Source organism: Streptomyces sp. NPDC046900 (assembly GCF_040644975.1).
GTDB lineage: Bacteria > Actinomycetota > Actinomycetes > Streptomycetales > Streptomycetaceae > Streptomyces.
Genome location: NZ_JBEYXD010000101.1, coordinates 1 through 26,596, shown reverse-complemented (window position 1 = coordinate 26,596; position 26,596 = coordinate 1). Strand labels below are relative to the sequence as shown.

The 26,596-nt window shown below is 67.7% G+C and carries 19 protein-coding genes and 6 pseudogenes; 9 read left to right on the top strand and 16 right to left on the bottom strand.

The window, feature by feature from the left end; translation table 11 throughout:
- Positions 1-736: 736 nt before the first annotated feature.
- Positions 737-904: pseudogene (locus ABZ904_RS44080) on the top strand (GNAT family N-acetyltransferase); the annotation flags it as partial.
- Here ABZ904_RS44080 and ABZ904_RS44075 read toward each other — a convergent pair.
- Together ABZ904_RS44075 and ABZ904_RS44070 are read right to left on the bottom strand one after the other, a co-directional pair.
- Positions 899-1,042, bottom strand: a pseudogene (locus ABZ904_RS44075) (IS256 family transposase); the annotation flags it as partial. The pseudogenes ABZ904_RS44080 and ABZ904_RS44075 sit on opposite strands and share 6 nt — an antisense overlap.
- Before the next feature lie 289 nt (positions 1,043-1,331).
- Positions 1,332-2,492: an acyl-CoA dehydrogenase family protein gene (locus tag ABZ904_RS44070; RefSeq protein WP_361829735.1), complete on the bottom strand. Its 1,161-nt coding sequence runs from the start codon at positions 2,490-2,492 to the stop codon at positions 1,332-1,334.
- A 1,135-nt stretch (positions 2,493-3,627) separates the two neighbouring features.
- Here ABZ904_RS44070 and ABZ904_RS44065 point away from each other — a divergent pair.
- The gene (locus ABZ904_RS44065; protein ID WP_361829733.1) at positions 3,628-4,434 is read left to right on the top strand and encodes an alpha/beta hydrolase; all 807 of its coding nucleotides are present in this window, start codon (positions 3,628-3,630) and stop codon (positions 4,432-4,434) included.
- Between the two features lie 4 nt (positions 4,435-4,438).
- The gene (locus tag ABZ904_RS44060) at positions 4,439-5,308 is read left to right on the top strand and encodes a VOC family protein (protein ID WP_361000477.1); all 870 of its coding nucleotides are present in this window, start codon (positions 4,439-4,441) and stop codon (positions 5,306-5,308) included.
- A gap of 951 nt (positions 5,309-6,259) precedes the next feature.
- Here ABZ904_RS44060 and ABZ904_RS44055 read toward each other — a convergent pair.
- Positions 6,260-6,520 (bottom strand): hypothetical protein, encoded by a 261-nt coding sequence (locus ABZ904_RS44055; RefSeq protein WP_361829739.1) that lies wholly within the window; start codon positions 6,518-6,520, stop codon positions 6,260-6,262.
- Positions 6,521-6,909: 389 nt separating this feature from the next.
- Between ABZ904_RS44055 and ABZ904_RS44050 the strand changes: the two genes are divergently transcribed.
- Positions 6,910-7,920, top strand: coding sequence for a LuxR C-terminal-related transcriptional regulator (locus tag ABZ904_RS44050; RefSeq protein ID WP_361829731.1), 1,011 nt, complete (start codon positions 6,910-6,912; stop codon positions 7,918-7,920).
- A 326-nt stretch (positions 7,921-8,246) separates the two neighbouring features.
- Here the strand turns inward: ABZ904_RS44050 and ABZ904_RS44045 are convergent, their stop codons facing one another.
- Positions 8,247-10,541 (bottom strand): M4 family metallopeptidase, encoded by a 2,295-nt coding sequence (locus tag ABZ904_RS44045; protein ID WP_361829737.1) that lies wholly within the window; start codon positions 10,539-10,541, stop codon positions 8,247-8,249.
- 383 nt (positions 10,542-10,924) lie between these two features.
- On the opposite strand from ABZ904_RS44045, the pseudogene ABZ904_RS44040 reads away from it, so the two are divergent.
- Positions 10,925-11,190, top strand: a pseudogene (locus ABZ904_RS44040) (SDR family oxidoreductase); the annotation flags it as partial.
- Between the two features lie 93 nt (positions 11,191-11,283).
- On the opposite strand, the gene ABZ904_RS44035 reads toward ABZ904_RS44040, so the two are convergent.
- The 9 genes and pseudogenes from ABZ904_RS44035 to ABZ904_RS43995 form a co-directional block, all read right to left on the bottom strand.
- Entirely contained in the window at positions 11,284-11,475 is a 192-nt protein-coding gene (locus tag ABZ904_RS44035; RefSeq protein WP_359402676.1) for a hypothetical protein, read from the bottom strand.
- Positions 11,474-12,657: pseudogene (locus ABZ904_RS44030) on the bottom strand (NAD(P)/FAD-dependent oxidoreductase); the annotation flags it as partial. The pseudogene ABZ904_RS44030 and the gene ABZ904_RS44035, both read right to left, overlap by 2 nt.
- A gap of 1 nt (position 12,658) precedes the next feature.
- Complete coding sequence (locus tag ABZ904_RS44025) at positions 12,659-13,222, bottom strand: hypothetical protein (protein ID WP_359402594.1); 564 nt, start codon at positions 13,220-13,222, stop codon at positions 12,659-12,661.
- A gap of 511 nt (positions 13,223-13,733) precedes the next feature.
- Positions 13,734-13,862 (bottom strand): annotated as a pseudogene (locus ABZ904_RS44020) (alpha/beta hydrolase); the annotation flags it as partial.
- A 22-nt stretch (positions 13,863-13,884) separates the two neighbouring features.
- Positions 13,885-16,209, bottom strand: a complete 2,325-nt coding sequence (locus ABZ904_RS44015; RefSeq protein WP_359402603.1) for a hydantoinase B/oxoprolinase family protein — start codon at positions 16,207-16,209, stop codon at positions 13,885-13,887.
- A gap of 11 nt (positions 16,210-16,220) precedes the next feature.
- Positions 16,221-18,323, bottom strand: a complete 2,103-nt coding sequence (locus ABZ904_RS44010; RefSeq protein ID WP_359402606.1) for a hydantoinase/oxoprolinase family protein — start codon at positions 18,321-18,323, stop codon at positions 16,221-16,223.
- A gap of 20 nt (positions 18,324-18,343) precedes the next feature.
- The gene (locus ABZ904_RS44005) at positions 18,344-19,963 is read right to left on the bottom strand and encodes an FAD-dependent monooxygenase (protein ID WP_361829728.1); all 1,620 of its coding nucleotides are present in this window, start codon (positions 19,961-19,963) and stop codon (positions 18,344-18,346) included.
- 8 nt (positions 19,964-19,971) lie between these two features.
- On the bottom strand, positions 19,972-20,754 hold the full coding sequence (locus ABZ904_RS44000; protein WP_361829726.1) for an alpha/beta hydrolase: 783 nt from the start codon (positions 20,752-20,754) through the stop codon (positions 19,972-19,974).
- A gap of 347 nt (positions 20,755-21,101) precedes the next feature.
- A complete protein-coding gene (locus ABZ904_RS43995) occupies positions 21,102-21,428 on the bottom strand; it encodes an isochorismatase family protein (protein ID WP_361000464.1) in 327 nt (108 codons plus the stop codon).
- A gap of 733 nt (positions 21,429-22,161) precedes the next feature.
- Here ABZ904_RS43995 and ABZ904_RS43990 point away from each other — a divergent pair.
- Positions 22,162-22,275 (top strand): annotated as a pseudogene (locus tag ABZ904_RS43990) (IS630 family transposase); the annotation flags it as partial.
- Between the two features lie 191 nt (positions 22,276-22,466).
- On the opposite strand, the gene ABZ904_RS43985 reads toward ABZ904_RS43990, so the two are convergent.
- Both ABZ904_RS43985 and ABZ904_RS43980 read right to left on the bottom strand, forming a co-directional pair.
- Positions 22,467-23,102 (bottom strand): TetR/AcrR family transcriptional regulator, encoded by a 636-nt coding sequence (locus ABZ904_RS43985; protein ID WP_359402618.1) that lies wholly within the window; start codon positions 23,100-23,102, stop codon positions 22,467-22,469.
- A 262-nt stretch (positions 23,103-23,364) separates the two neighbouring features.
- A complete protein-coding gene (locus ABZ904_RS43980; protein ID WP_361000461.1) occupies positions 23,365-23,490 on the bottom strand; it encodes a hypothetical protein in 126 nt (41 codons plus the stop codon).
- Positions 23,491-23,619: 129 nt separating this feature from the next.
- On the opposite strand from ABZ904_RS43980, the gene ABZ904_RS43975 reads away from it, so the two are divergent.
- Positions 23,620-23,769 (top strand): hypothetical protein, encoded by a 150-nt coding sequence (locus ABZ904_RS43975; protein WP_359402624.1) that lies wholly within the window; start codon positions 23,620-23,622, stop codon positions 23,767-23,769.
- Between the two features lie 246 nt (positions 23,770-24,015).
- On the opposite strand, the gene ABZ904_RS43970 is transcribed toward ABZ904_RS43975, so the two are convergent.
- Positions 24,016-24,762, bottom strand: a complete 747-nt coding sequence (locus ABZ904_RS43970) for an SDR family oxidoreductase (protein ID WP_361000458.1) — start codon at positions 24,760-24,762, stop codon at positions 24,016-24,018.
- 92 nt (positions 24,763-24,854) lie between these two features.
- Between ABZ904_RS43970 and ABZ904_RS43965 the strand changes: the two genes are divergently transcribed.
- Together ABZ904_RS43965 and ABZ904_RS43960 are read left to right on the top strand one after the other, a co-directional pair.
- Positions 24,855-25,463, top strand: coding sequence for a TetR/AcrR family transcriptional regulator (locus tag ABZ904_RS43965; RefSeq protein WP_359402630.1), 609 nt, complete (start codon positions 24,855-24,857; stop codon positions 25,461-25,463).
- A 233-nt stretch (positions 25,464-25,696) separates the two neighbouring features.
- Positions 25,697-26,518: a transposase gene (locus ABZ904_RS43960; protein ID WP_361829723.1), complete on the top strand. Its 822-nt coding sequence runs from the start codon at positions 25,697-25,699 to the stop codon at positions 26,516-26,518.
- The last annotated feature ends 78 nt before the right edge of the window (positions 26,519-26,596 follow it).

Sequence of the window (26,596 nt, the reverse complement as noted above, 5' to 3'; positions counted from 1 at the left end):
AGGACCCCAAACCGTTCGTGTGGACCAAGACCGCCGAAGAGATCCTCGACTCCCTCGCCCGATATATTCAACGAATTTCAGGCGCAGGACACTAGCTAAGAGCCATCACGTAATGCGGGTCGGGGCCCACTGCCCCGCCACGGGGGCCTGTTTACGGGATGTCGATCTTGAGGTTGTGGAGTGCGGCGACGCCAGCGACGGCGTGGTTGACCGCCTCACCCCGGCGCCTGCATTGGCCACCCGCGGGCGGCTCGCCATGAGTGAGCCGGACTGGACACCCTGACCGTCGACCATCCGGACAGCGACCTTTCGCGCGCCTACACCCGGTGCGTCACAGACAAAGTCGTCCGCAACTCCCGCCCCGCCGTCAGCAGGACGCCGCCACCCCGTATGCCGCGATGCCCAGTCAGCGGCGGTGACGTAGCCGAGTCGTCGTTGCCGGTCCGGCGAACAACCCGCCGGGCACAACTCCCGGCGGGAACGGACAGTGGCCAAACCCGCTTGCACTCATCCCGAACTCGCGACACCTGAATACGCGCGTCCACCAGTATCAACCCCTGCCACTGCGGCACCTGTGAGATAGAACGTTCTGCTTGACAAGAGGCGGTCGGATACCTCTAATTTTGAGACCGAACGTTCTCCCTTGGATAGTTTGACATGCGTATCCGTATCCCGTCTCGCGTCCGACAGGAGAAAGAACCGACGGCCGCGGTCGAGACCCGAAAGGCACACCCCCATGGATACCGTCGCCACCGGACTGACCTTCCGCGACGCCACTGACCCCGACGTCGACACCCTGGTGGCGCTGATCAACTCGGCCTACCGAGGGGAAGCCGGCCGGGTCGGGTGGACCAGCGAGGCGGGCATACTCGAAGGGCAGCGGACGGATCCGGAGGGCGTGCTGATGGCCATTGCGAACCACCAGGCGGTGCCCGCGCTCGTCCCGCTCAGCCGCCAACTCGACCATGTATTGGTCGACTTCCGCCTCCAGCGCGGCAGCGAGCATCCGCCGGGCTCCCTCACGGACGATCTCGTCGATCAGGGAACCGGACTCCGTCGTGCCGTCTCCTCGTTGACTACGCTGAGCATGGGCGCACCTTCCCAACCGACGGTGCAACGTCGGTCTACTCGGTGACCTATCGATCACTCGGGAAGATACGCCCTCCCACGTCCCAACCCGAGGCCGATCCACAGATCTTGAGCATTGCTCATCGCCGGCGACGCGGCTCCGGATCCCGCATCCGGCGTCGTGCCGGCTGCTGTCGGGTGACCACCGAAGTGCTCGTTCGTCGCTGATCGACCAGGGCGCACATCCCGGCCGAGTGATCAGCTCAGAGGGTGGGGTCGCCGGCGGGAACGCCGATGACGGTGCGACCGGCCAGCTCGTAGTTGGCCGCCGACAGGACGGCATGCTGCGCTGCGGCGTGGCCGTCGCGGAACAGCCTGCCCAACCGGCTCGACTCGTACAGGGCGGTCGAGCCGCCCAGCTCGTACATCGAGGTGAGCACGGCGCGCGCGGTCTCGCCCGCGTGGGCAAACGCGCCCCGCACGCCACCGCGCTCCGCTTCCGTCGTGGGGCGGCCGGCGATCGCGGCGGCATCCAGACCGCCAAGCGTGGTCAGCAACAACGCCAATGCGGCATCGACCCGCGCGCTGGCCCGGCCCATGGCAGCCTGGATCCGTGGCTGCTGCGCGATCGGCACGCCGTCCGGCCCGGTCTTGGTGCGCGACAGCGCCGCCACCTCGTCGATCGCCGCCCGGGCCAGGCTCAGCACCACCGCCGCGCCCCCGGAGGTGATCTGGTTGATCACCGGCACGCGGTAGAGCGGGCGGTCGATGCGTGCCTCCGAGTCGGGCGCCACCGTCATATCGGCGGCCACCGGCACGTCCTGGGCGATCACCATGTTGCTGTTCGTGCCCCGCATGCCGGTCGAGTGCCAGGTGTCCTGCACCGTCACCGAGGCACGGGGAACCAGGCAGAAGCGCCAGTCCGGGCCGGCCTCGGTCATGCGCGGCTGCCCGCCGTCCAGGACGAGTCCCAGCAGCCCCAGCCACTGGGCCGAATCGGCTCCGCTGACGAGCTTCCACTCGCCGGAGAGCCGGAACCCGTTTTCGCTCGGCACCAGCTGACCCGGTTGGCTCGAGTGCGCGAGTATCAGGTCCGGGCCGTCGGCCCAGACTCGTTCCACGTTCACCTCGCTGAGAAACGCGGCACTGAAGCCGGCGTTGAGGTTCCACACGATCCAGGCCGTCGGGCCGTCGATCCGGGCGAGCCGCTCGATCAGGGCCGCGGTCGTGGCCAGCGGCAACTCGAACCCACCGAGCTCGCGTGGTGCGTTGAGACGAAACGCCCCGTTGGCGCGCAAGTGATCGATGAACTCGTCCGGGAGCCTGCGGAGTTGCTCGGCTTCATCGCGGCACTTCTCGATCGCCGGGCGAAGCAGCTCGGGCACGTCCTCGGGGGACGGGGATAGTTGTGGGTAGGAAAGCATATCGTCTCCGATGGAGGATGGGCTGGGTCAGCGGAGCCCCCTCGCGTGAAGGGCCACGGGCCTGGCCAGCGGCGGGGAGCAGACGCCAGACCAGGCCCGTGGGGTTGGGGAAGGGGCATGTTCCTCGCTGGCATGCTTGAGTCGCAGCACCCAGACGAGGAAGAAAGTGCCGTCCCTGCTTGCATGAAGAGGAACGATGGAGAACGTTCGCTCTTGCTGGGAAGCATGCCCGGGATGCACCCTTGAAGTCAATACCGAACGTTCTACCTCCACATCGGTGATGCGGCCCATCAAGGATCCAGCGAGAGGACGCCCCGCTTGAGTGGGGTGGGGAATCGCCACTCCCCCGGATTCCGTTGTGGCCGAGCAGACAGTACCGGCTACCGGCAATCGCGGCGGTACGGCCACGGGGTGACCGTGACACGGTCGCCCCCGCGGAGTTCGGTGACCTCCGCGCCGCTGGCGCCCACCTCGCTTCCGTGCCAGAACACGATCGGCAGCTTTGACGCGAACTCCCCTGCGGGATGGGCAGATCGGTGTCTCATCGTCCGCAGGAGGACAAGTGGACCACGACCTCGTCGGAGCCGAGCGGGATCGGGGACGGAGGCGGAGACAGCTGCCTTGCCGACCGAGGACTTCGGCGCAGTGCGCTGACGTCCAGTTGTTGACAGGGTGACTCACCGCCCACGCCCGCACACGCCCTCTCGGCATCAACCGCGCTTGACCCTGGGCGTCGGCGTTCACCACCACCTGGCAGCGAGCCGCCCGGCCCCCGGCCCTCACCTGACGGCCGGCCAGCACCCCTCAAGCGACGACGGCTTCGGACCGCGCACCCCACTTCACAACCACCCGCGAACTCCCGACTCAGGACGCCGGAGGTCCACGGCAGTTGAGGCCGCCCCTGCGGACCGCCACCTGGTCGCGACGATCGAAGACTGAACACGGATGGGCAAGTCCAGACGGCGTGGTGAGCAGGCGGACAGGCCCTCACCTGGGCGGCCCATGACACGGCCGTCCGTCGTGCCGAATGACACAGCAGCTGTCGGCATCCGGCATGGAAGTCGACCTTGATAGCGTCACACATTCTTGTATAGTGAGCGCTACATACACAGAGGGGAGGATTGAAGTGCCGAACATGATGGATGTCGGGGACGCTCAGTTGGCTTATACCGAGGTCGGTTCGGGCGACCCGGTCCTGTGGCTGCACGGCTCGGGGCCGGGAGCCACGGGTATGAGCAATTTCGGCGGCAATCTGGCGGCCTTCGAGGACTACCGGAACATCGTCGTGGACCTCCCCGGCTGGGGAAGCTCCCCGCGGCCCTCGACCGACGAACCGCTGATCTTCCACGCGGCGGAACGTGTATGCCGCGCGATGACGGCTCTCGGGATCGAGCGCGCCCACCTGGTGGGCAACTCCTACGGGGGAGCCGTCGCGATGCGCATGGCGATGCGCTATCCCGACCGCGCGGACCGGCTGGTTCTCATGGCTCCGGGCGGAGTTCTCCCGGCGGACGCGCCACCGTGGCCTGTCGGGCTTGACCGCCTTTTCGCCTACATGGCGGCCCAGAAGCCTTCCCGTGAGGCAATGGCCGAGTTCGTGCGGCTGATGGTGTTCGACGAGACACTGGCCACCGAGTCCCTCATCGACGAACGGTACGAGTCGAGCCTGAAGGCGCACCCCGAACTGCCGATTCCCCCGAACTTCGGGGATCTGACTCCCGACCTGCCCCTCATCGCCGCCCCCACCTTGCTCGTCTGGGGGCGGGAGGACCAAACCGTTCCGCTTACCTGGGCGCCCAAGATCCTTGAGGGCATACCCAACGCGGAACTCCGCGTGCTGCCCCACTGTCGGCATTGGGTGCAGTACGAGCGGGCGCCTGAGTTCAACCACATTGTTCGCGAGTTTCTGCAGGGCGGCGTGGCCGCCGTGGCGGAGGGATGAAACTGTGGGTATACGCAAGCTGGGTTATGTCGGGCTGAACGTCACGGATGTCGAGGCTTGGACCGACCTGCTCAGGCGCACGCTGGGGATCGGTGTCACCACGGCGACGTTCGGTACCGATGACGTCGCGCTCGTCGAGCTGGACGAGTTCAAGTACCGCGTGGCTCTGTATCCGTCCGCGGAGGACAGTCCACGGGAACTGGGCTGGATCGTTGACACGCCGCGCGAGCTGGACCGGCTCAGCCAAAGGCTCACCGATGCGGGTTTCACGGTTGAGGACGGCTCGGCGCAGGAGATGGAGCTGCGCGGCGCCACCCGTCTGCGGTGGTTCACCGACCCGGTCGGATACCGGGTGGAGCTTGCGGTCGGTGAGGCCAAGGCGCGTACTGCTGCCGCCCGGCTGGGCGGGGCACATGCTGGTACTACGGGTCTGGGGCACTTCGTGCTGGCCAGTCCCAAGTTCGCCGAGCTTCGCGAACTGTATGAGTCCGTACTGGAGTTCAAGCTGACCGACTACCGTGCTCCCGGCTTGTTCTTCTTCCGCTGCAATACGGCCCACCACAACATCGCGCTGGCTCATGCGAACACGACGGCGATTCACCACCTGGAGTTCGAGCACGGCTCGATCGACGACGTCGGGCGGTCTTACGACCGGGCCAAGGCCGATGGTGCGCCGATTTCGATCAGCCTGGGACGGCACATGAACGACAAGGCGATCTCGTTCTATGTGCGAAACCCCAGCGGCTTTCATCTTGAGATCGGCTGTGGCGGGATCGAGGTGGGCGAGGACTGGGTGCCGCACGACTTCGGTGTCTCGGATGTGTGGGGACACCATCACGCCAACGCCAATCCGTTCGCATCGTCGAAGTCATGACCGGCCCTCTTCAGGGTCCCGCCCCCTGCCGCCGCGCGATCGTCACCGGCGCGGCGAGCAGGATCAGCCAGGCCGTGGCCACCCGGTTGTCCTCGCGCAGCCGACTGCCGTTCAGGCTCTCGCACACCGGTTCCGCACCACGCGGTCTCGGCCGCGTCAGCCGTCACGACGGGCCCGTAGGTGCCGTGGCAGTCATGGCTGCCTGAAGCGGCGTCGGCGTGCTCATCAACTACGTGGCGTGGCCGACGGCGGTGCACAGGCTCTCCCCTCGCGTGGCCCGAGTGGATCGCCGCGCCGTCCGTCCCCGCACTGCTGGCAGAAACCGGCCGCGTATCTCGAGCAGGGCCCGGCCGCACACGACTGGGTGGAGGACCAAGTGTGGACCGCCGCCCGGGTGGCCACCTTGATCGGCAGGAAGTCCCACGTCTCCTACAGCGCCTCCAGGGCGGCTGCTCAGGGTCCGGTCCCGCATGTCGTCCTTGACCCGCCGGATCAGTTTCTGGTCACCGTGTTGCCGGGCCAGGATCAGACACGGACCGGGATCCTCTCTCCGGTGACGATCACCCCGATCACGATCCGCGGCAGGTCGTCGCGAGAGTCCTTCGGCTTCCCGAAGCTGCGAAACCTGTCTGGTCAGGGGCATATCCGCTGCCGTCCGCATCGGCCGGAGCCTCCTCCCGTCGGGCAGGAGGTCGCCCTTGTCGTCCCGGGCGACGGGTTCGTCCGGCTCCGCCAGTTCGACGTAGGTACGGGTGGTGTCGAAGAACAGCAGGTCGACCTCGAGGTCGAGGAGGTTCGCGACCTCGTCGAACACCCGCTTCTCCAGATCGTCCCGGGAAACCGGCAACCCAGGAAGTCGAGCTCTCGCCGCGACCGCAGCTACGGCATCAGCGCCGCCCGCACGGAACCGGTCTGCGGCTTCCTCCCGCTCCGTGAAGCGACGCGCGGGCCTCACTTGCCGTACCCGGCGGTATCAACGCGCCGGATCGGCGCATGCCTGGGTGCGGGCAACGGTGAGGAGATCCAGCATGCCCGCGCCGTCGGTGCCGACCGCGCGGGTGAACCAGAGCAGTCACTGTCGGTCTTCCTCGCTGAACAGGTTGAAGCAGTCGACCCCGATCGGGCCGAATGTGGGTGGATGAGGCGTTTGCGGTCACTGTGCCGAATTACCACGTCGTGGTGGGCCCACAGCTCGGCGAATCCGGGAGAGATGCGGAGCAGGGACGCGATCAGTGAGTTGACTTCGGCGTCCTTTGCCGCTCACCGGGCGACGGTCGCCCTGAGATCGGCGACCAACACACGGGACTGCTTCTGATGGTCCGCTTCGGAGTACAGACGCCGGGCGGATCCCAAGGTCGACCGACTGGTGACCGTCAAGGTCCTCATCAGCCCCGTGCTCGAGTCCTGGAACTGCGGTGCTGGGCGGCCAGCATGCGCTCGTGAACAACACGGACACCGGCACCTTCGGGAGAGGGAACAATAACTTGATCTACTGCGGTTTATCGACTGCGCGCGACGGCACCACGACGTCGCCCCGGTCGACGGCCTCGGCGAGTTGCTCGCCAAGCGCCGCATCACCAACCACAGGAGTGTCAGAACGTATGGACGGAACTGCGGACGACTCGTGGGCAGTAACGGGTCTGGATCCACTGGCCGGGCGGGTGTTGGAACACCTCGTGGCCGTGCCGTCAGCGGGCGTCACCGAAGTGGCGGCGACGGTCGGGGCGTCCCGTGCGGAGACCGAACGAGCACTACGGCACCTTGCGGACTCCTCACTGGTGCTGCAGATCGACGGCTCGGCAACGCGATGGGCGGCCGGCCCCCCGCGGTCGTCACTCGGCGCCTTGCTGGCCCGGCGGCGGGGCGAACTGGCCCACCTCGAGGGGCTCGTGGAGCGCCTTCACGAGGTGTACGAGGCGGTGACCGGGCCGCGCGCTTCGCACCTGGTGGAGGTTCTGGAGCGCGAGGATGAGGTGTCGGCGCGCTACGGTCAGCTGCTGAAGGGGAGTTCGGTCGAGGTACTGCACCTGGCGAAGCCGCCGTATGTGACGGGTCCGCAGGCATCCGCCGGGGATTTTGGAGTGGCGCACGGAGTGCGGATGCGGTCGGTGTACGAGACGGAGGACTTTACCGACGCACTGTCCCTCAAGACGGCGCTGCGCGGGACGGGCCGGGGCGGGGAACTGCGGCTGGCGTCACGGCTGCCGGTGAAGTTGGTGGTGTTCGACCGGGCGGCGGCCCTGCTGCCGGTGCGCGGGGACCGCCCGGCGGCGGGTTCACTGGTGGTGCACTCGCCCGCGCTGGTGGTGGCGCTGGTGGCGCTGTTCGAGAGCGTGTGGGAGCGCGCCAAGCCGGTGTCGCTGGCAAGCCGACACGATGGGCCGATCCTGAAGCGCAGCGTGACGACCGTGGGGCCGGACCGGCGAACACGGGAAATCCTGCATCTGATGGCAACCGGGATGAAGGACGAGACGATCGCCCGCGTGCTCAAGGTGAGCCGCCGTACCGTGCAGAAACATGTCAGCGATGCGGGTACTCTGCTCGGCGCCCGGACTCGGTTCCAGATCGCGCTGCTGGCGGTGGAGCGGGGGTGGCTGGAGGAGCAGGCCTGACGGCTTGCAGCCGTGCGCCGGCGTGGCCGCGTTCCCGGGTTGTGTGCGGGTCTTGCGGCCCGGTCGACCAGCGTCCGGAGGGACGTGCCACGCGGGCCGGCGGCTTCTGTCGTTCAGTACCAGGGCACGAAGGCGATTGGCTCCCAAGACTGAGTAACGCTCAGGCTCGCTAAGCCAGTCAGAGACGCTTGTTGAAGCGCGCGGCCCCGCGTCAAGGCTGACGGCCACCGCATGGAGTTCCAGGGGCCACAGCCCCTGGTGACCATGCGGTGGCCGTTACGCTCTCCACCGGGCCGAGCGCCGGTTACGACCGTTGGGCCGGAGTCTCAGAAGGTCAGGCTCCAGCGCTGGAGATGACCCGGGTCCAGGTCGAAGATGCCCGGGGTGCCGTCGGTGACACGCAGCTTCCAGGTGCCGACCGTCGTGACCGCCGAGGCGTCGACCGTGTAGGTCTCGTGCAGCTCGGGCGTGATCACCCAGGGTCCCCAGGGTTTGACGTGGATGACGGTGCCGTCGGGGGCAATCAGGTCGATCACCATGGCATTGCTGAACTGGTGGTCGAGGTCGACCGTGACCTTGAGGTCACTGGGGGCGTTGCCCGGCTTCCCCCGGTAGACCAGTGGGGACTCGACCACGCCCCACTTGGGGATCACATACGTGGTGGGGTTGACGAAGAAGTGTCCGCCGGATTCAAGAGCGGTCCAGGTGAACGAGAGGTTCCGGGTGTCCCCGGCCGCGTCCGTGATGACGATGACCGAGCTGTAGTCACCGGCCTTGTCGGGCGTACCGGTGATCAGGCCGGTGGTGTGGTCGATCGACAGGCCACGGGGCAGCGACTTGGCCGAGTAGGTCAGCGCGCCGGGACGGCTGCTGGACGCGGTGATCTGGCGGCTGACCGGCTGGCCGACCGCCACCGGCTCGGTCGGCGGCGGCTCCACGGCGATGTGATTGACGAAACGTGTCCCGACGTTGACGGACGCCCAGGCGTTGGCCACGGCCTCGTAGGCGTCGCTGTCCGCACCGTAGAGGTCGGTGGCGGCCTGGAGCGTCGCGGTCCGGGCGCCCGCGTAGTCGGTGGTGCTGGTCATGTAGACGGTGAGCGCGCGGTACACCACATCGGCGGCGTCGGTCAGACCGATGCCCGCCACCGGGAGCCCGTCGTACGTGGGGCTGTCGTAGTCCACGCCGTTGATGGTCTTCTGCCCGCTGCCCTCGGCAAGCAGGTAGAAGAAGTGGTCACCCACCCCGGCCACCATATGCGCTTCGTCCCACTTCGCCTCTGGCGTCCAGTAGTCCAGGGGAGCGTAGCCGACGGAGCTGATGCCGGCCTTGGAGGGACGGTCCATGTAGCGGATGGGCTTGCCGTCGCCGTGCAGGTCGTCCAACTCGGCCATCGTGTAGTCGGGCACGTCGTTGGGGTTGTCGGCGTAGAACTCGACGGCGGCGGCCATCATGTCGCTGATCGCCTCGTTGAGGCCCGGCGATTCGCCGTTGTTGCCCAGCCCGGCCGTGGCGGAGGTGACTCCGTGCGTCATCTCGTGCGCGGCGATGTCCAGGGACGTCACCGGGTGCTGTCCGTCCGCGCCGTCGCCGTAGCTCATGCAGAAGCAGCCGTCCTGCCAGTTGGCGTTGGCGAGAGGGACCCCTTGCACGGATTCGTAGTGGACCCGGGAGGTGCTGCCGCGGCCGTCGTCGGCTATGCCGTTGCGGCCGAAGCTGTCCTTGTAGAAGTCCCACGTCGTCTGCGCGCCGTACGCCGCGTCCACCGCCGCGGTCTGGGGGTTCGCCGCCGTTCCGTCGCCCCACACGTCGTCATCGTCGGTGAGCAGGACCCCGTTTGAGTTGACGCTCGAGTCGAGCGTCCGGTGATTACCGTGCGCGGGGTCGATCAGGGCGTACGTGCCGTCGTCCTGGCGGGTGGAGCCGATCGTGACCTGCCCGCTGTAGAGGCTGTTGCCCTGGGCGGACTCCACGTGTTCGGAGTTCTCCAGGGTGGCGCCGCCCGCGGCGTCGGTCACGACGTGGCGTTCGCTGGGGGACCCGTCCTGCTGTACGCCGGTGACGACCGTCTCCCAGGCCAGCTGGGGCTTGTCGTTCATCATCCAGACGACCTGGCGGGGGGCGGTGCGCGCGTCCCCCTTGCGGGTGCCCTTGGCCGCGGCCTTGCTCAGGGCCGACTTCTTCGCGTCGTCCGCCGACACCTTGGCCTTGGCCGTCGGTAGGGTCAGCTTCGCCTTGGAGGCGTAGGTGACGGTGCGGGCCCCGCGTCGCTGATGGACCACCAGGTCACCGCCGATCACGGGCAGTCCGGCGTAGGTACGCTCGTAGCGGGTGTGGACCGTTCCGTCGGCGTCCTGGATCACGTCCTTCGGGATCAGCTTCTCGTGGGGGCCGAGGTTCAGTGAACGGGCGGTGTCCGGCGCCGCGTTGGTCGCCTGGTCGAGCAGTCGTCGACGCTGTCCGGGCGACAGGTGAACGCTCCCTGCCCCCGGTCTGGCCGTCGCCTTGATCTGCGGGAGCGCTCCCACCTTGCGGGTGCCCCCGGACGCGTCCGAAGTGGAGGCGGCGCCCGCCGAGGCGGGCAGCGCGGAGAAGGCGAGTGCTGCGGCCGTGATCACCACGGTCGCGGCCAGGCGCCGCCGGGGCCGGTGCGAACCCTGTGGGGACGCAGGCCTGTTACTGGAGGAGTTCAATCTGCGGGACCTTCCGTTTTCGGCGGTGTGTCGATGTCGACAGCCGCGCACGACGCGACTCGAGCCCTGTCTCGTGACTGCTGGTCAGCGCGCCCGCGGCTCGCACTGCACCTTCGCCGCCACACGGGCACCATGACAAGGAGAAGTCGGAGGGGACTACGTGCAGTTGCGCAGGTGTGAAACCGGCGTCCGCGGCCAGGACACTCCGAGCGGACACGTGTCGGCTGCTCTGCCCCCGGCCACTTACGGGCACACGCCGAACAGCGGGACGGCTGCCGCAGCGTGAGGTCGGTCCGCCAGGAGGCGGCGACAAGGGCGCCGTCGAGTCGATCACCTTGGTCCTCGCCCGGGAATTGCGCGGGCGGGACATCACCGTGAACACCGTTGCCCCCGGGCGGCGACAGAACTGTTCCTGAATGGCAAGACGGACGGAGAGAGCGACCGGATTGCCAAGATCCCGCCTCTGGAGAGGCTGGGCACGCCGGAGGACATCGCCCGTGTGATCGCCTTCCTCACCAGTGAGCAGGGCCACTGGGTGAACGGCCAGGTCCTGCGGGTCAACGGGGGCATGGTGTGACTCTGCCGCCGCTGGACCGCCGGATGTGGGCGGGGGGCGAGACGGTGCGCGTCGTGAGCCGGGCGGAGGACGCGCCGTACGAGACTTTCCTCGTCAGGAGACCAGGGCGGTGCCCAGATCCTCCGTCGCGAGATAGGGGTTGAGCAAGGGGTGGCGGCTGCCCACCGCGACATCCCGCCAGTAACGCTGCAGAGCGTTCGTGGTGCGGAAACCACTGGCGCCGTGCAGGTCGAGCAGCCGCTCGACAGCTTCCCGGCAGTCCCTCGCGGCGCCCGTCAGGCTCACCGGCGGCCTCGGCGGCGGCCGCGGTCAGTCCCACCGACGCGATCTCCGGTTCGGTGAACACGACCTGAGGCACCGCGCGCTCGTCAGCTGTGGCCACGTGCCGGCCCCACGGACTGTCGTCGACCGCCTGGCCCTTGGCGCGCGCGACGATGACGTCGCCCACGGCCCGGACCTGGTACTTGCCCTGGTGGGTCAGCAGCACGCGGTGGTTGACGTCACCAGCGGCATACAGCCACCCGCCGCCCAGTGGCTTGTCGTCGTCTCCGACCACCCGCAGCGTGTCGTCCACCCGGAGCCAGGCGCCCGGCGTCAGGCCGACGGTGCCGAGGCCGATGTCCTGGGTGTTCGGCATGCGGCCGATCGCGACGAGGACCTCATCGGCTTGGACCTGCTCACCGTCGGTGAGTGTGATGTGCACCGTACCGTCGCCGCCACGCTTCACGGTTTCGGCCGCCACGCCGAGGCGCACCGAGACTCCGGCTTCCCGCAGCGACGCGGTGACCCGTTCTCCGGCGAAGGGTTCGGCCTGTGGCAGGACACCGTCACGGGCCAGGACGGTCACGGAAGATCCCAGGGCGGCGAACGCGGTCGCCATCTCGGAGGCCACGACGCCGCCGCCGATGACGGCGAGCCGGCCGGGAACCGCTGCCGCGGCGGCCGCCTCCCGGCTGGTCCACGGCGTCGCCTCACGCAGGCCGGGGATGTCCGGCAGCAGTGCGGCGCTGCCCGTCGCGATCACGATCGCGTGCCGCGCGGTCAGCGACGTCACCGTGCCGTCCGCATCGGTGACCTCGACACCCCGGTCGGAGGCGATCCGTCCCTGACCCCGATACAGCGCGATCCCGACGGAGTCGAGCCAGGAAACCTGCCCGTCGTCCTTCCAGTGCGAGGAGAAGGAGTCACGCCGGCGCAGCACGGCCGCGACGTCCAGGTCCCCGGTCACCGCCTCACGCGCTCCCGGCACCTGCCGGGCCGCCCGCAGCGCGGCCGTGCTGCGCAGCAGTGCCTTGGTCGGCATACACGCCCAGTAGGAGCACTCACCACCGACCAGCTCCCGCTCGACGACGGCGACTCTCAGCCCGCCCTGCACGACCCGTCGGCGACGTTCTCCCCGACCGGACCCGCACCGATCACAACAACGTCATACGTGTGGGCGGTCACGTCGGTGGCGTGGTCAGTCATGTCAGTCCTCCTTCGCGGCGCGGCCCAGGCGCAGGGCCGAGATGAGGAAGAAGATGCCGCCCGGGACGGCGTAGCCGATCGCGCTGTTGAGCGCGGGGTCGTCCGCGCCGGCCGACGCGACGAACGAGCCTCCGGCCAGGACCGAGATGGCGCCGCTGAGGATCATCGGCCACTGGCCCCCCAGCGTGCGGCGGGGAACAGCCACGATGAGCTGGACCAGCCCGGACACGATCGCCCAAGCCCCCCACACCCGCAGCACCGCCGGAATTCCCGACGCACAGGCAACACCCACACCCACGGCCGCGACCAGGCTGACCGCCATGTTCACATAGAGCAGGGTCGGCGATGATCCGGTAGTGCGCGACGACCTCGCGTCGACGACGGCCGCACCCACGTCGAACAGCGGATACAGCACCAGTAGCACAGTCCCGACCGGAGTGATCTCGTCCGCCATCGTGAGCATTACGAGAGCCCATACGATGGCGAACGCGAACCGCACGAAATACAGCCGACGCAAAACAGACGCCGTCCCGGCGATGTCGGACGGCGCAGCAACGGTGCTCACAATGATCCCTTTCGGTGGATGCGTTGAGGAGAAGTCAGTTCGGCGTGTGCCGCGGTGAGGTGGCGCCACGGGGCAGCGATGGCCACTCTCGCGAGACCGAACGTTCTGCCCCACAGACTGGCAAGGGCGCGACGATCTGTCAAGACCGAACGTTCTATCTTGTATTTGGGGAGGGCCCTATGAGACGCCGCACATGCGAAAGCCGGCCGTCCCAGGGTGGTCCCGGCCGCCCGGCACGACCGGCCGGGTGCTCTACGCAGAAGGGATCCGCGCCTTTGGCGTCAGCCTCGTCTCGTCCGTTCGATCGGCCCAACCGGACGCCGACGTCGTCATCTTCTTTCCGGCAGCCCGGTTACGGGCTGCCGCTTTCGAAGCGGCGCTCCCGTGCGCCTCGCCACCGGGCCGGACAGGGCAGACGCTGTCGCGCCGGCGGGCTGACCGGATTTTGGAGGGCGTGCGATGTCCCGTCTGGTCGGCCCTGCGGCCGGGAAGGTTCGCCGGGTGGGGTGATCTACAGGTTGTTCGAGTAGAAGCTGGCAAGCCGGTCGACGGCGGCGTCGACGTACGCGGGTTCGTCGTACATCTCGTAGTGGCCGGCGCCGTCGATCACCATGAGGTCGACGGGGTTGGGGGCCAGCTTCTGTCTCCTTCAGCGGATGGTCTCATGCCCAAGCCCGGTAGTGGTCGACCGGAAGGGGGTGGTTGACGGGCACGACACGGGAGTTGACCGCTGTCAGGCAGCCTGGACAGAACAACTGCCGGAAGACGACCTCCGCGTCGACGTACTCCGACGGGTCGTGCCAGATGTGGGGGCCGGCTTCGGTCGGTGCCGAGTCGCGGAGAGCCAACCCCTCGACGAACGCGCCCTCGGCCAGTGGCCCGATCTCGGTGCTGCAGTGGACGCACACCACCGTCGCGCCATCGGACGATTCAAGGACGGCGAGATTGTCGTCGAGCCGGCGTGCCTCGCTCAGGTCGTGCGTACCGATCGGCGTGAGCCGGGTGCCGGACAGTCCGACACCGGAAGCGCGGCGGTGCCGCAGCTCATCGCGAACCTCATCAGTGGCGGTCACGTCCACTTGGCCGTCCTCGCCAAGCACGACGCCGTAGACATCCCGGGCGGCGTCTGCCGACACGCGTACCTGCAGCACGTCCTCGCGGACACTTTCGGCCGGGCGGAGCAGAGGGTCGCCGTATCCTCCTCCCGCCTGCCAGTGCAGGTAGAGAGCGTCACCGGAGCCGAGGTTCGATTCCCCCTCGCAGGGCAGCACCTCGACGTCGCCGCCGAGTTCGTCCAGGTCGGCGGGAATCGCCGTCGCACCGGCGAGCTGGGGCACGTCGATACCGCGCACCACCAGGTCGAGCTGGGAGTTGCCCGGGTACCCTCCGGCCAGGCCGACGTTCTGGTTCGCGACCTTGCCGGTACCCGAGACGACCAGTGACATCGTTCCGGTCTGGTCCGGGTGCTGCACGTAGCAGACCGAGCCGCTCATGCCGCCCCGCTGCCGGCCCGGACCGCCGGAGTCGGTCTGCTCCCGGCGCCACAGGGCGACCAGAGGGTAGAGGTACTCGGTCATCTCGACGTCAGGTGCCCGTGCGGAGGGGATGATGAGCCGTCCTCCGGTGTCGACGCCATCGTGATGCACCTGGGCTCCATAGCCGCCGGCCATGACGTCGAAGATGGGGGACACGAAGCCCTTGCGACCGCCTCCGCGGACATCGACGCCGGACACCACGCACAGGTCGGTGGTGCCGTTGCAGATCGACTGCACATCGGTGCGGTGGTCGGGTTCGGCGTCCAGCATCTTGGCGATGACCTCGGCGACGAGGTTGCCAGAGCCCCAGGCCGGTCCGAAGGGCCCCTTGCCTACGGCCGCCGGGAACGACGCGTTGGTGATGGTGTCCTCGTCGGTGATGATCTCGAAGCAGCGCATGAGGCCGCCTGCCGCCCATGGGATGTTCCCAGCCAGCAAGGGCAGCATGGTGAAGACGATCCCGGCCCGCAGTCCCGGGTAGGGGCAGTTGATGATGCCTGTCTGCCCGGCCGTTCCGCGGAAGTCGAAGACGAGCCGGTCGGCTTCCTTGGTCATCGCGACCTTGATGGCGTGCAGATCGCGGTCACCGGTCTGCGACTGCTCCTGGTAGCCGACCGCGGTCCACGTCCCGTCAGGCAGGGTCTTCAGCTTGGCCCGCAGCCGTCGTTCGGCGTCGTCCATCATCCGGCGCATCACGGCCTTGACGGTGTCGGCGCCGTACTTGGTGATGAGCCGGAGGATCTGCTCGGCGGCGTTCTTGTTGGCGGCGATCTTGGCACGGAGATCGAGACCCACCAGGTGTGGAAGCCGTGACCTGCGGACCCAGGCGTCGGCCACGTCGCGCTGCAGCACCCCGCCCCGGACCACCTTCATCGGCGGAGTGGGAACCGCCTCACCGAACACGTCCTGGGCCGACGGGCTGAACGAGCCCGGCCGCTGCCCACCGAGGTCGACCTGGTGGGCGATGGCCGTCGTCCAGCCGAACAGCTTGCCGTCGTGGAAGATCGGGGCCAGGATCGCGGCGTCGTTCTGGTGCAGCCCGCCGCCGATCCACGGGTCGTTGCAGAGGAACATGTCGCCCTCTTCGATGCCCGGGTTGTCACTGCGGTTACGCAGCGTCCAGACGATGGCCAGATCCATCGAGCCGATGAGACCCACGTTGTACGCGCCGACCTGGACCTGCTCGCCGAGTTCGTCACAGATGGAGAAATTGAAGTCGTTGGACTCGGTGACGACGTGCGAACCCGACATCCGCCGCAGCGTCTCGCCCATCTCCTGGGTGATGGCCCACAGCCGGTGCCGCACCACCTCGTAGGTCAGGGCGTCGACCCGGTCGGCGGTGCCTTCGTCGATCTGGTGCAGCGGAAGGGTGGGCGAGATCTGCCGGAGCAGTTCCTCGCGCGGCAGGGGGCGACTGGTGAACTCGTCCGCCCCGGGGATCTTGGATGTCATGGAAGCTGTCCTCACTGGTAGCGCAGCACGAGGTTGCCGAGATGGTCGACGCGGCCGGTGACCCCGGCGGGGACCACGACCACCGTGGTCGGGACGTCGACGATCGCCGGACCGACAAGCTCATGGCCTGCCCGCAGCCGGGCATAGTCGTAGACGGGGGTGGGCACGTAGCCGATCTGTGAGTCGAGGCAGACGTGGCGCTCGCCGATCAGGGCCTCCCCCGGGTCGGGGCTGTCGGCCTCGGGAGCGACGGGCAGCGTGACCGGAAAGCCGAGGCCGGCCTTGGCCCGCACGCGATAGGTGATCGCCTGTACGCCGGCCTCGCGGTAGCCGGCGCCGCTGCCGTTGATGCGCTCGTACTGCTCCTCGAAGCGCTCCAGGATCTCGGCACCGGTGTGCTCGGTGAACTCCGTGTCCGGGACGGTCGTCGAGAGCTCGGTGACCTGCATCGAGTAGCGCAGGTCGATCTCACGCTGCAGTGTCACGTCGTGGAACTTCACCTTCTGCCGGTCGAGTGCACGCTGGAGATCGGCTTCCAGCCGGGCGTAGTGAGATTCCAGCACTGTGTGATCGACCGGGAAGGAGGACGGGTCGGAGAGTTCGGCACTCATGACGATGTCCGAGGCCGCGAGCCCGTAGGCCGAGAAGGCGGAGGCGACGGGCCCGAGTGGTACGACGACTTCGCTCACTCCCAGGTCCTGGCAGTAGCCGGCACAGTGGGCGGGGCCGGCACCACCGAAGGCGTAGGCGACGAAATCGCGGGGGTCGTAGCCGGCCTGCACGACGGCCCGGCGCAGGAGGTCTCCCGCCTGCGCGTTCTGCACCTCGTGAATCGCGATCGCGGCTTCCTCGACGGTGAGGCTGAGCGGCTCCGCCACATGTTCACGGATCGCCTCGCGTGCCAGATCCATCCTGAGCGGCTTCCTGCCGCCGAGCAGCCCATGCGGGCTGAGGATGCCGAGGACCAGGTTCGCGTCGGTGTTCGTGGGGCGGGTGCCGCCGTTGCCGTAGCAGGCGGGGCCGGGGACGGCCTCGGCGCTCTGCGGGCCCAGCCTCAGATTGCCGCCGGCGTCCACGAAGGCGAGTGCCCCACCGCCCGAACCGATGGTGTGAACGCGGATGGTCGCCGCGTTGATCGGGAACTGGTTCACGATGGAGCCCGGTGCCATGACCGGCTCCCCGTCGACAATCAGTCCGGACAGGAAGGTCGTGCCGCCGACGTCGGTGGTGATGACATTGCGGTGCCCCAGTTGCTCGGCCAGGCGCATCCCGCCGATGACGCCGCCGGACAGAACGGACCCGACCGTGGTGATGGCGTGCTCCGGTGCCCGGTCAGCGGTGATGGTCCCGCCCTCACTCTGCATGACCAGCAGAGGCCCTTTGAGCCCGCCCTCCTCCAACTGCTTCTGCAAAGGCAGGAGGTAAGTCCGCAACCGCGGGCCCACCTGGGCATTCATGATCGTCGTGGAGGTCCGTGCGAACTCGCGAATGCGCGGACTGACCTCGGAGGAGAGTGTGACGTACATGTCGGGGGCGATCTCGTGGATCAGCTCTCGGACGCGCTTCTCGTGGGCCCCGTTCTTGAACGACCACAGCAGGCAGACCGCGATCGCCTCGACACCCTGGTCCACAAGGGAGCGTGCGACGCTGCGGACCTCGTCCTCGTCCAGAGGGACCAGTACCTTCCCGGCGTGGTCGATCCGCTCGGTCACCTCGAGCGCCCGGTACTTCGGGATCAGCGGCGCGGGTTTGCGCTGCCGAAGCGTGTCCTGGATCTCGTGGGCCGACCGGCCAAGAGTGCGGCCCTCGGCATTCATGATGTAAATCGCGTCCCGGTGGCCCTTGGTGGCGATGAGTCCCACATCGGCCACCTGGCCCTGGACGAGAGCGTTGATCGACGCGGTCGTGCCATGGGCGATGTAGTCGGTCTGCGTGAGCAGTTCACCGATGCCGATACCCAGCTCGCTCGCGATGTCCTCGATCGCGCGCATGACGCCGACCTCGCGATTCGGCGGCGTCGTCGGCGTCTTGGCCGATACCATCCGCCCCGCACCGTCCGAGGCGACGGCGTCGGTGAACGTGCCGCCCACGTCGATGCCCAATGCGTATGACATGTACCTTCTCCTGGTGATCTCTACCGCTGGTGGACGGCAACGCGCCCGGTGACTGTGTGCAGGAGCTCCTCCGGATGAGCATCCGCCCCGCCCATCCAGGCGACGTGCTGGTCAGGACGCACGAGCAGCAGCTCCGTGGGGTAGCGGTCAGGCCAGCGTCCAGGCAGGTCGACCACGGCCAGGGGAATCCCGAGTTCACGAGCCGCCGAGGTCCAGGGCGTCACGCTGACGCCTGGGTCCGTCCGCAGCAGGGTGAAGCCGGAGCCGAGCTCGTCGAGCACGGACCGGTCGTCGTCGAGCCAGACGTGCGGCAGCCGGAAACCGGGCTGCGCTCGTTCCAGGTAGTCGCCCATAGTGATCGCAGTCTGGTCCTCGCCCCCGACCACCAGAGGTGAGCCCGCGTAGTGGTAGCCGAAGCTGAAGCCATCGGGTGAATATCGGTGCGGCTCCGTGACCGCGAGGCGACTGGCAAACTCCGCGCGAGCCCGCTCGCCGTCCGGACCCGGCAGGTGGATGTCCGGCGAGAATTCCGCGAACGATCTGCGGGCCGCCGACCCCACCGCGCCGGCGAACTGCTCCCCCACCGGCTTGCGCTCCAGTTCGTACGCGTCGAGCAACGACGGTGGCGCCCAGCCGTGATGGACCGCCGCCAGCATCCAGCTCAGCGTCGCCGCGTCCTGGATCCCCGCGTTCATGCCGAATCCCCCGACGGGAATCCAGATGTGGGCGGCATCGCCGGCCAGGAACACCCGCCCCGCGCGGTAGCGCTGAGCGACGAGCCGGCGTCCGGTCCAGCGCACCACGCCGAGCACCTCGTGCTCGACGGGTCCTCCCACCGCCTCCCGCAGGAGCTCCTCTGGATCCTCACCCTCGGTGTCGTGGTCGGGGGCGAAGGCCACATGGTTGAGCCACAGCGAGGCACCGTCGATCGCGATCAACGAAGCGATCCGGCGGCCATAGGTCCAATACGTCCAAGCCCGGTCCCGTGCTGCCAGCCGCCCTAGCTCGGGTGAGCGGAGGAAGGTCGACACGAACTGCTGGATCGCGTCGACACCCTCGTAGCGGATGCCCAGCTGGTGTCGGACGGTGCTGTGGGCGCCGTCGCAGCCGACCACGTACGCGCAGTGCAGTGTGCGACGCGCTCCAGAGGTCTCCAGGACCGCTTCGACGTGGTCGTCGTACTGCCGGAACTCGACCAACCGGGTGCCACGCTCGAGGGTAAGCCCGGGAACCGTGCTCGCATTCTGCTCCAGGATGGGCTCGAGAAACAGTTGTGAGATCCGGTGCTGCGGCTCCGGCGTGGGCCAGCCGCCCTTGCCGACACCGTCCAGCACGTCGCGAGCCGCCGGCAGGTCCAGGCGGAAGATCTCCTCACCGCTCAAGGTCGTGCGGTACTGGATCGACGTGGGATAGTCCTCGGGCAGCCCAGCCCGCCGGATGTCGTCCGCGAGTCCAAGCCGCCGGAAGATTTCCATCGAGCGCGCGGACGTGGTGTTGCAGCGGGGATTGATGCCCCTTTTTTCGGTCTCCTCCACGACGTGACAGGCCACGCCGCGCCGAGCCAGGTCGATGGCGAGGGTCAGGCCTGCGGGGCCGGCGCCGACAATCAAGACCTCAACTCGGTTCTCGCTGCTGCTCATTGGGTGTGTCATGCGCTTAGGAACTCTCCTACCAGGCTGCAGAACTCATCCGGCCGGTCGACGTGGATCCAATGCCCGGCCCCCGCCACCGCCTCGAGACGGGCGTCGGGCAAGGCGTCGACGAGGCGCTCGGAGACCTCGACCGGCGAGACGCGGTCGCACTCCCCGTGCAGGGCGAGGACCGGATTGACGATCTTCGTGAGATCAATGGGAGGGGGGCCGCCTGTGACATCGGCGAACATCGACCGGAACGCCGACTCCGCTCCAGGACTCAGAGCTTGTCGCATACGGATATCGGTGAGTTCGTCGAGGAGTTCGTCGTGGACACTCTCGTCGGCGACCAGCCGGCTGAGGGCGGCCCGCATGGAGCTTTTGGTCGGGTCGTCGTAGAAGGGAATCGCCGGGGGCAGCGGCCCGGTACCCGCTCCCCCCATGACGACCGCACGCTCGATCCGGTCAGGCGCCACGGACAGGAGGGCCAGCGCCGCGGCTCCGCCGGCCGCCGAGTTGCCGACGAGGTGCACGCGTTCCAAGCCGTGGCGATCAAGGATGTCCAAGACTTGCCGTGCTCGGGCCATCGCCCATGCCCGCGGCCCCTTGATCCCGGCGGATCCAGCGATCTGCGTGCCGAACCCGAGAAGATCTGGGGCCAGGCAGCGGAACTCGTCCGAAAACCGGGAGCGTACGCTTTCCCAGTTACTCCCAGCGTCGACGCCTGGTCCGCCTCCGTGGAGCAGGACGAGAGCAGGACTCACGCCTGCAAGGGCGGCATCCTCTGATGTGGCCGACACCTACACAGCCTCCTAAGTGGATCGTACGTCTGGTCGGTCCTCATGGCAGCCGAGAGAGGAGCGCGTCGGCGCCGGCCAACTGCGATGAGGTCAGAGACATCACCCGCTACGCGGCCAGGCACATCTCTGCGGCGGGCATAAGGCCGGCCCCCAAAGTCCGAGTGGTCACAGGACGTGCAAGTGTCCGAGATCGCCACGGAGCGGAAACCACGTCCCAAGACGCCGCGGCAGGTCCGATAACGCAGCACTCAGTCGTCATTCCGGCGAGGACCAGCGTTTCCACACCGAGCCCACGCAGGGTGATTCCAGGTCCGTGGCGTAGAAGCAGTTGTAGCTCTGCTTCTTGATCACCGGCTCGCCCGGACGCGACGCGAGCCCGGATGGATCTCCGCCCCGCGCTCGTCGTCGACCGGGGCGACCGGGGCCTCCCCGGCTGCCACAGTCAGGTACAAATCATGGTGGATCCGCATGTCCGCTCCGCGAGGACGGTGGACATGCGCAGCGTGGATGACCGCAGGCTCACGGCTACGGGCGGCATCGAGCACCGTCTGGACAGCGGGAATCACTCGCCGCCCTTCCGGAAACTCCAGCGCAACACCCTCCTCCACGAAGTCGTTCTGCATATCGATGACGAGCAGCGCGGTACGGCCCACGTCGATGAGACAACTGCTCACCTGAACCTCCTGCGGTCTGGATGGCCGGGCGTGCGGATAGGGAGGCTCCGCCCCACACCTTCGACGTTTGGGGTCTGTCTCGCCTTGTCGCGGCGGCCGGCTGCTCCGGGAAGAGGAACCAGCGCTGTAAGCGCGACGGACGCGAGACCCGCCGTCGTGTGTATGTAGCGTTCACTCTACGACTTCGAGGGCGGGTTGGCTACAGTCACGACAGGACAGAGTCCGGACTGGTCCCGCTACCGGCGGATTCCACAGTTGACGATCCGCAGTGGCCTGATCCGGATGAGCCGGAACTTGCGACAGGGGCGCGAGAGCCAGGCGATTCACGGTTGGGGCAGGGCCGCATGGACGCAGATTGCACGGTGTTGGTCCCGCCATCACGTCGCGGTCCAGGGACGTTCGTTCAAGACGGTGGAGATCGGGGCTGCCCTCATAGTGCCGACCGCGCCCGCGATGCCGCGCTGAACTGCCGGGACGGTGTCGGGACTTCTACGCGGGGTTCGTAAAGGGGAGGAGTCCGGCTCCGGCCTGGCTTCGCCTTATTGTCCGGCCGGGTCAACGAGCGGTGCTTGCGCCGGGTGACGCCGCGGATGTCACGACGGATGGGCCAACTACTTCCGGCATGCCGTCGCAAAGCGTCTTCAGTAACCTGGACAACCTCGCCTGACGGCGAGTCATCACGCTGCCGCAAGAGTGGCATCACTGGAACTGTACGGACGTCCGCAGACGGCTCACCACCCCCGAACACCTCATCCAGGCCGTCCGGAGCGGCCTACGGCACATCCAGTACCGCAGCCATCTCATCGACGGCTGCTTCGCCGAGACCGGTCTGACCTCAAGCCCGTCTGAGACGCAGAACGGACATCACGAGTTCAACCTCAGTAACCCACCGTCCGCGAAACCCGGGGCTTCACACGCCAGGTGTCCGAAAGCAAGGGGAAGCTCCGTCGCAAGCCTGCTCCGCATCTTCCCCGACCTATTGCGCGTTATATGCGAGATGCGACGGTTTTCAGCGGCTGCGGCCGCCCTTGACCGCTTTCACTTCGCTACGCCGCCACGCTGAGCCGCCAGACCACGGATCAGGGAAACGAACGCGGCAACGTGCGAGCTGTAGGTAATGTTGTCGAAGCTGTTCGTGACCGACAAGCCGTCCGTCAAAGCTCGCCCGAGGACCGCCAACTCCTCGACGAGAGCTTTGTCGTCTTTGCCGCCGTTCGGCGCGAAGATCGGAGTGAGCGCTTCCACCCAGGATGCGTAGGCATAGTCACGGACGCGACGCACGATCCGCTGAACCGCCTCAGCGTCCTTGTGCGGGCCGACACTCATCGCGACCAAGAGGCGAAGGTAGTCAGGCCGCCGGTCAAGGCAATCGCACACCGTGGAGAACCACGCTTCGAGACGTTCAATCGGCGCCAGGTCGTCGAACGAGGACGGATTCGGGAACAAAGCATGCAGTTCCTCGAAGGTGCGTTCGAGCAGTGCCGCCAGCACGCCGAACTTGTTCCCGAAATGATAGTAGATGGAGCTGGGCGGAAGCCCGGACTGCGCGGACAGGTCCGAGATGGCCATGCCGTCGTAGCCCTTTTCGCCGACGAGCGAGCGAGCCGCGTTCAAGATGACCTCGCGGCTGCTCGAGCCAACAGCAGCCGACGCCGGGCCGGAATCCCTCACCATGTTGCCATCATAGATCCCGGCACCGCTCCCCCACTGCGCCACCCGGCGCTCGACGCTTCACCTCGCGGTCGGGCCATTGATCGGCAGCTACGACACCCCGGGCCCAAGCTCAGTGAAAGTCAGCGAGCGCTGCATGGAGTGCGTTGCACACAGTGGCCTCAGCGGAGCATGTGTCTCCTCGTGTTGGTTCTGCGTAGCCGCGGTGGATGTCTCTCAATTCAGGGAAGCGCCTGCCGGGATCGAGAACAGTCCGCTCAGGTACTCAGGTTGAACTCGTGGAGTCCGGCGGCCTGGTCTCGTTGAGGTCGAAGGTCAGGCCGGCGGGCCGGCGGCAGTCGGCGAGCAAGTAGGTCCAGCACTGGATCTTCTTGAACTTGCGCTTGCTCACGCGGGTGAGGTGGAGCAAGTTCGCGGCGGCGAAGTCGGCCAAGTGTCGCTTCAGCAGTGACCAGATACCCTCGGCCGGGCTCGACTCCGGTGCACAGTACGGCATCTGGAAGATCCGCAGCCACTCCTGGTGCTCCTCGGCGAAGTCGGACAGCTCCTCGACCGGGGAGGTGACCGCCCGTCTGTCCTCCAGGGCTACTTCGCAGGCATGCTGATCATGGCGGTGATCGTCGTTGAGTTTCGCCGACCCCCGTTCTCGCTCATCACGCCCAACAGCTGAGAACGCTCGATCCCTGCACCGGGTAAGCCTGCCGTCCTGGAAGCCGAAGCCGCTGTGTGTACTCGAACTTCGGGGTTTTCTGGGTCTTCGAAGTTGAGCGGTGCGGTAGCGCTGAGTGCCTGACTTTCTGTCACTCCGCGTGAGGTTCGGGGGCTGAGGAACATCCGTGTCAAATCGTGCGTCAAGCGTTCTCCCGGCTGATTGGCGCTTTGCTGCCTGCGGCCGGTCGGGACTCCGCGTGGCGGGTCAGAACTGGTTCTCGCCGCCGTTGACGTGCAGGGTGGTGCCGAGCATGAAGCTGCTGTCCCTGGAGGCGAGGAAGGCGACGGCGGCGGCGACCTCCTCCGGGCGTCCCCTCCGGCCGATCGGAACTCCCGCGGCGAGTTCCGCCTTGACGGCGGCTGCGTTCTCCTCGCCGATGGCGATGTCGACTCCGGGAGTGTCGATCGCGCCCGGCGCGACCGTGTTGCCGCGGATGCCCCTGCCCTTCAGCTCGTTGGCCCAGGTCCGGGCGAGGGACCGGATCGCGGCCTTCGACGCCGCGTACAGGCCGAAGGCCTCCCGGCCGTCGTCGGCGCGGATGGAGTCGTTAAAGATCACCGAGGCGCCGTCGTTGAGCAGCGGCAGCGCCTTCTGCACGGTGAGCAGTGTGCCCCGGACGTTGACGCCGAAGATCTGATCGAACTGTTCCTCGGTGACCTGCGCCAGCGGTGCGAGTGCGCCCATGCCCGCGTTGGCGAAGAGCACGTCCATGCCACGGCCGCGGTCACGGATCGCGTCGTACAGCCGGTCCAGGTCGGTCGGCTTCGATATGTCGCCCGGCACCGCGGTGACCGCGGGACCGATCGACTCGACGGCCCTGTCGAGCGCGTCCTTGCGCCGGCCGGTGATGAACACATGGGCACCATCGGACGCCAGCCGCGCGGCGGTGGCCAGGCCGATTCCGGTGCTGCCGCCGGTGACGACGGCGGTCTTGCCTTCCAGCTGTCCCATTGCCTGAACTCCCGAAATTTAGATACCGATCGGTGCAGAACGAGACTGTAGCATTTCTGCACCGATCGGTATCGAGGCGGTAGGATGGAGCCGTGGAGATCACCCGGAAAGCGCCGATCGGTCGGCCGAGAAGCTTCGACGCCGACGATGCCCTGGAGCGGGCGATGATGGTCTTCTGGGAGCAGGGCTATGAAGGCGCCAGCCTGAACGACCTGACCAGCGCCATGGGCATCACCCGCAAGAGCATGTACGCGGCCTTCGGCAACAAGGAGGAGCTGTTCCGCAAGGCTCTGGAGCGCTACACCGAAGGGCCCGCCGCCTATGCGGCCCGCGCGCTGGAGAAGCCGAGCGCCCGGGAGGTGGCCATGGCGTTCCTCGTCGGCTCGGTCAGCACGACCACCCGCCCCGGCTGCCCCGCCGGATGCCTCGGCGTGCAGGGCTCGCTGGCCGCCGGCGTCTCCGGACGGGTCGCCCAGGACGCCCTGATCGCCTGGCGCGACGACGGCCGTGCTCGCCTCCGCCACCGGTTCCAGCGGGCCGTCGACGAGGGTGATCTGCCCCCAGGTGCGGACCCGGAACTGCTCGCCCGATACGTCATGACCGTGTCGAACGGCATCGCCGTCCAGGCCGCCGGCGGCGCCACCCGCTCCGAACTCCAGCAGGTAGCCGACGCGGCGCTGCGAAACTGGCCACCCGTCTGACAGTCGGTGGCCCGCGGGAGCGTGCGGCTCGCGGGAATATGACGGTTTTCCAACGACCACCGACGTCCTGTCAGCCGCTCACCTGGGCCGATGTGGATGTAGCGCACGATCCGGCACGGACGTTCCTCAAGCCCTGGTTCTTGCTCAGGCGTTGCCCCCTGGTTGCAGAACGCCCGTGGCCATAGCTGATCATTCCTGTTCTCTACGCAGCTTGATCACCAGGAACCATGGGCTTGGACAACTTTGCGACGTTGCTGCTCGATCTGAACGGCCTGGCCGTCGTTTCGGTCGAGCAACTGAAGGACGGAACCCGGCGGATCCACCTGGCCACGGCCAATGAGCGGGCCCGGGTGTGTCCGGCCTGCGGGGTGGTCGCCTCCCGGGTGAAGGGCTCAGCCATCACCCAGCCCCGTGATCTCCCGTACGGGGAACACGGGTTGGAGTTTCGCTGGCACAAGCACCGCTGGTACTGCCGCGAGCCGCAGTGCCCGAGGAAATCGTGCACCGCGCAGGTCCCACAGATACCGGCCGGCGCGCGGATCACCGCACGGCTGCGCAGTGCCGCCGGGCGCCGGATACGCGACGCCGGGTCCACCGTCATTCAGACCACCCGAGACCTGCACCTGTCCTGGCCGACGGTGATGGACGCCTTCCGAACCGCCGCCCGCGAGGTCACCGAGGAACCGCTGCCCGAGGTGCAGGTGCTGGGCATCGACGAGACCCGGCGCGGACGGCCACGCTGGGACCAGGACCCCGCCACCGGCATGTGGCACCTGGTCCGGGAGCGGTGGCACACCGGCTTCGTCGACGCGCTCGATACCGGCGGGCTGCGGGGCCAGGTCGAGGGCCGCACCGCCGCAGACGTACTGGCCTGGCTCGCTACCACCCCGCGGACCTGGAGAAAGAGCATCGAGTACGTGGCCATCGACATGTCGACCACCTATCGCGCCGCCGTCCGCACCGGTCTGCCGCACGCCACCGTCGTGGTGGACCACTTCCACGTGGACCACCAACCTCATGTGCTCAGCTGGGAATCTGAACTGACGCTCCGATAGCAGAAGGGTGCCCCCGGCCTGCGATGATCTGATTGCTGAGATCGAGAACGCCGCAGAGCAAGGGGCACCCAACAGGTG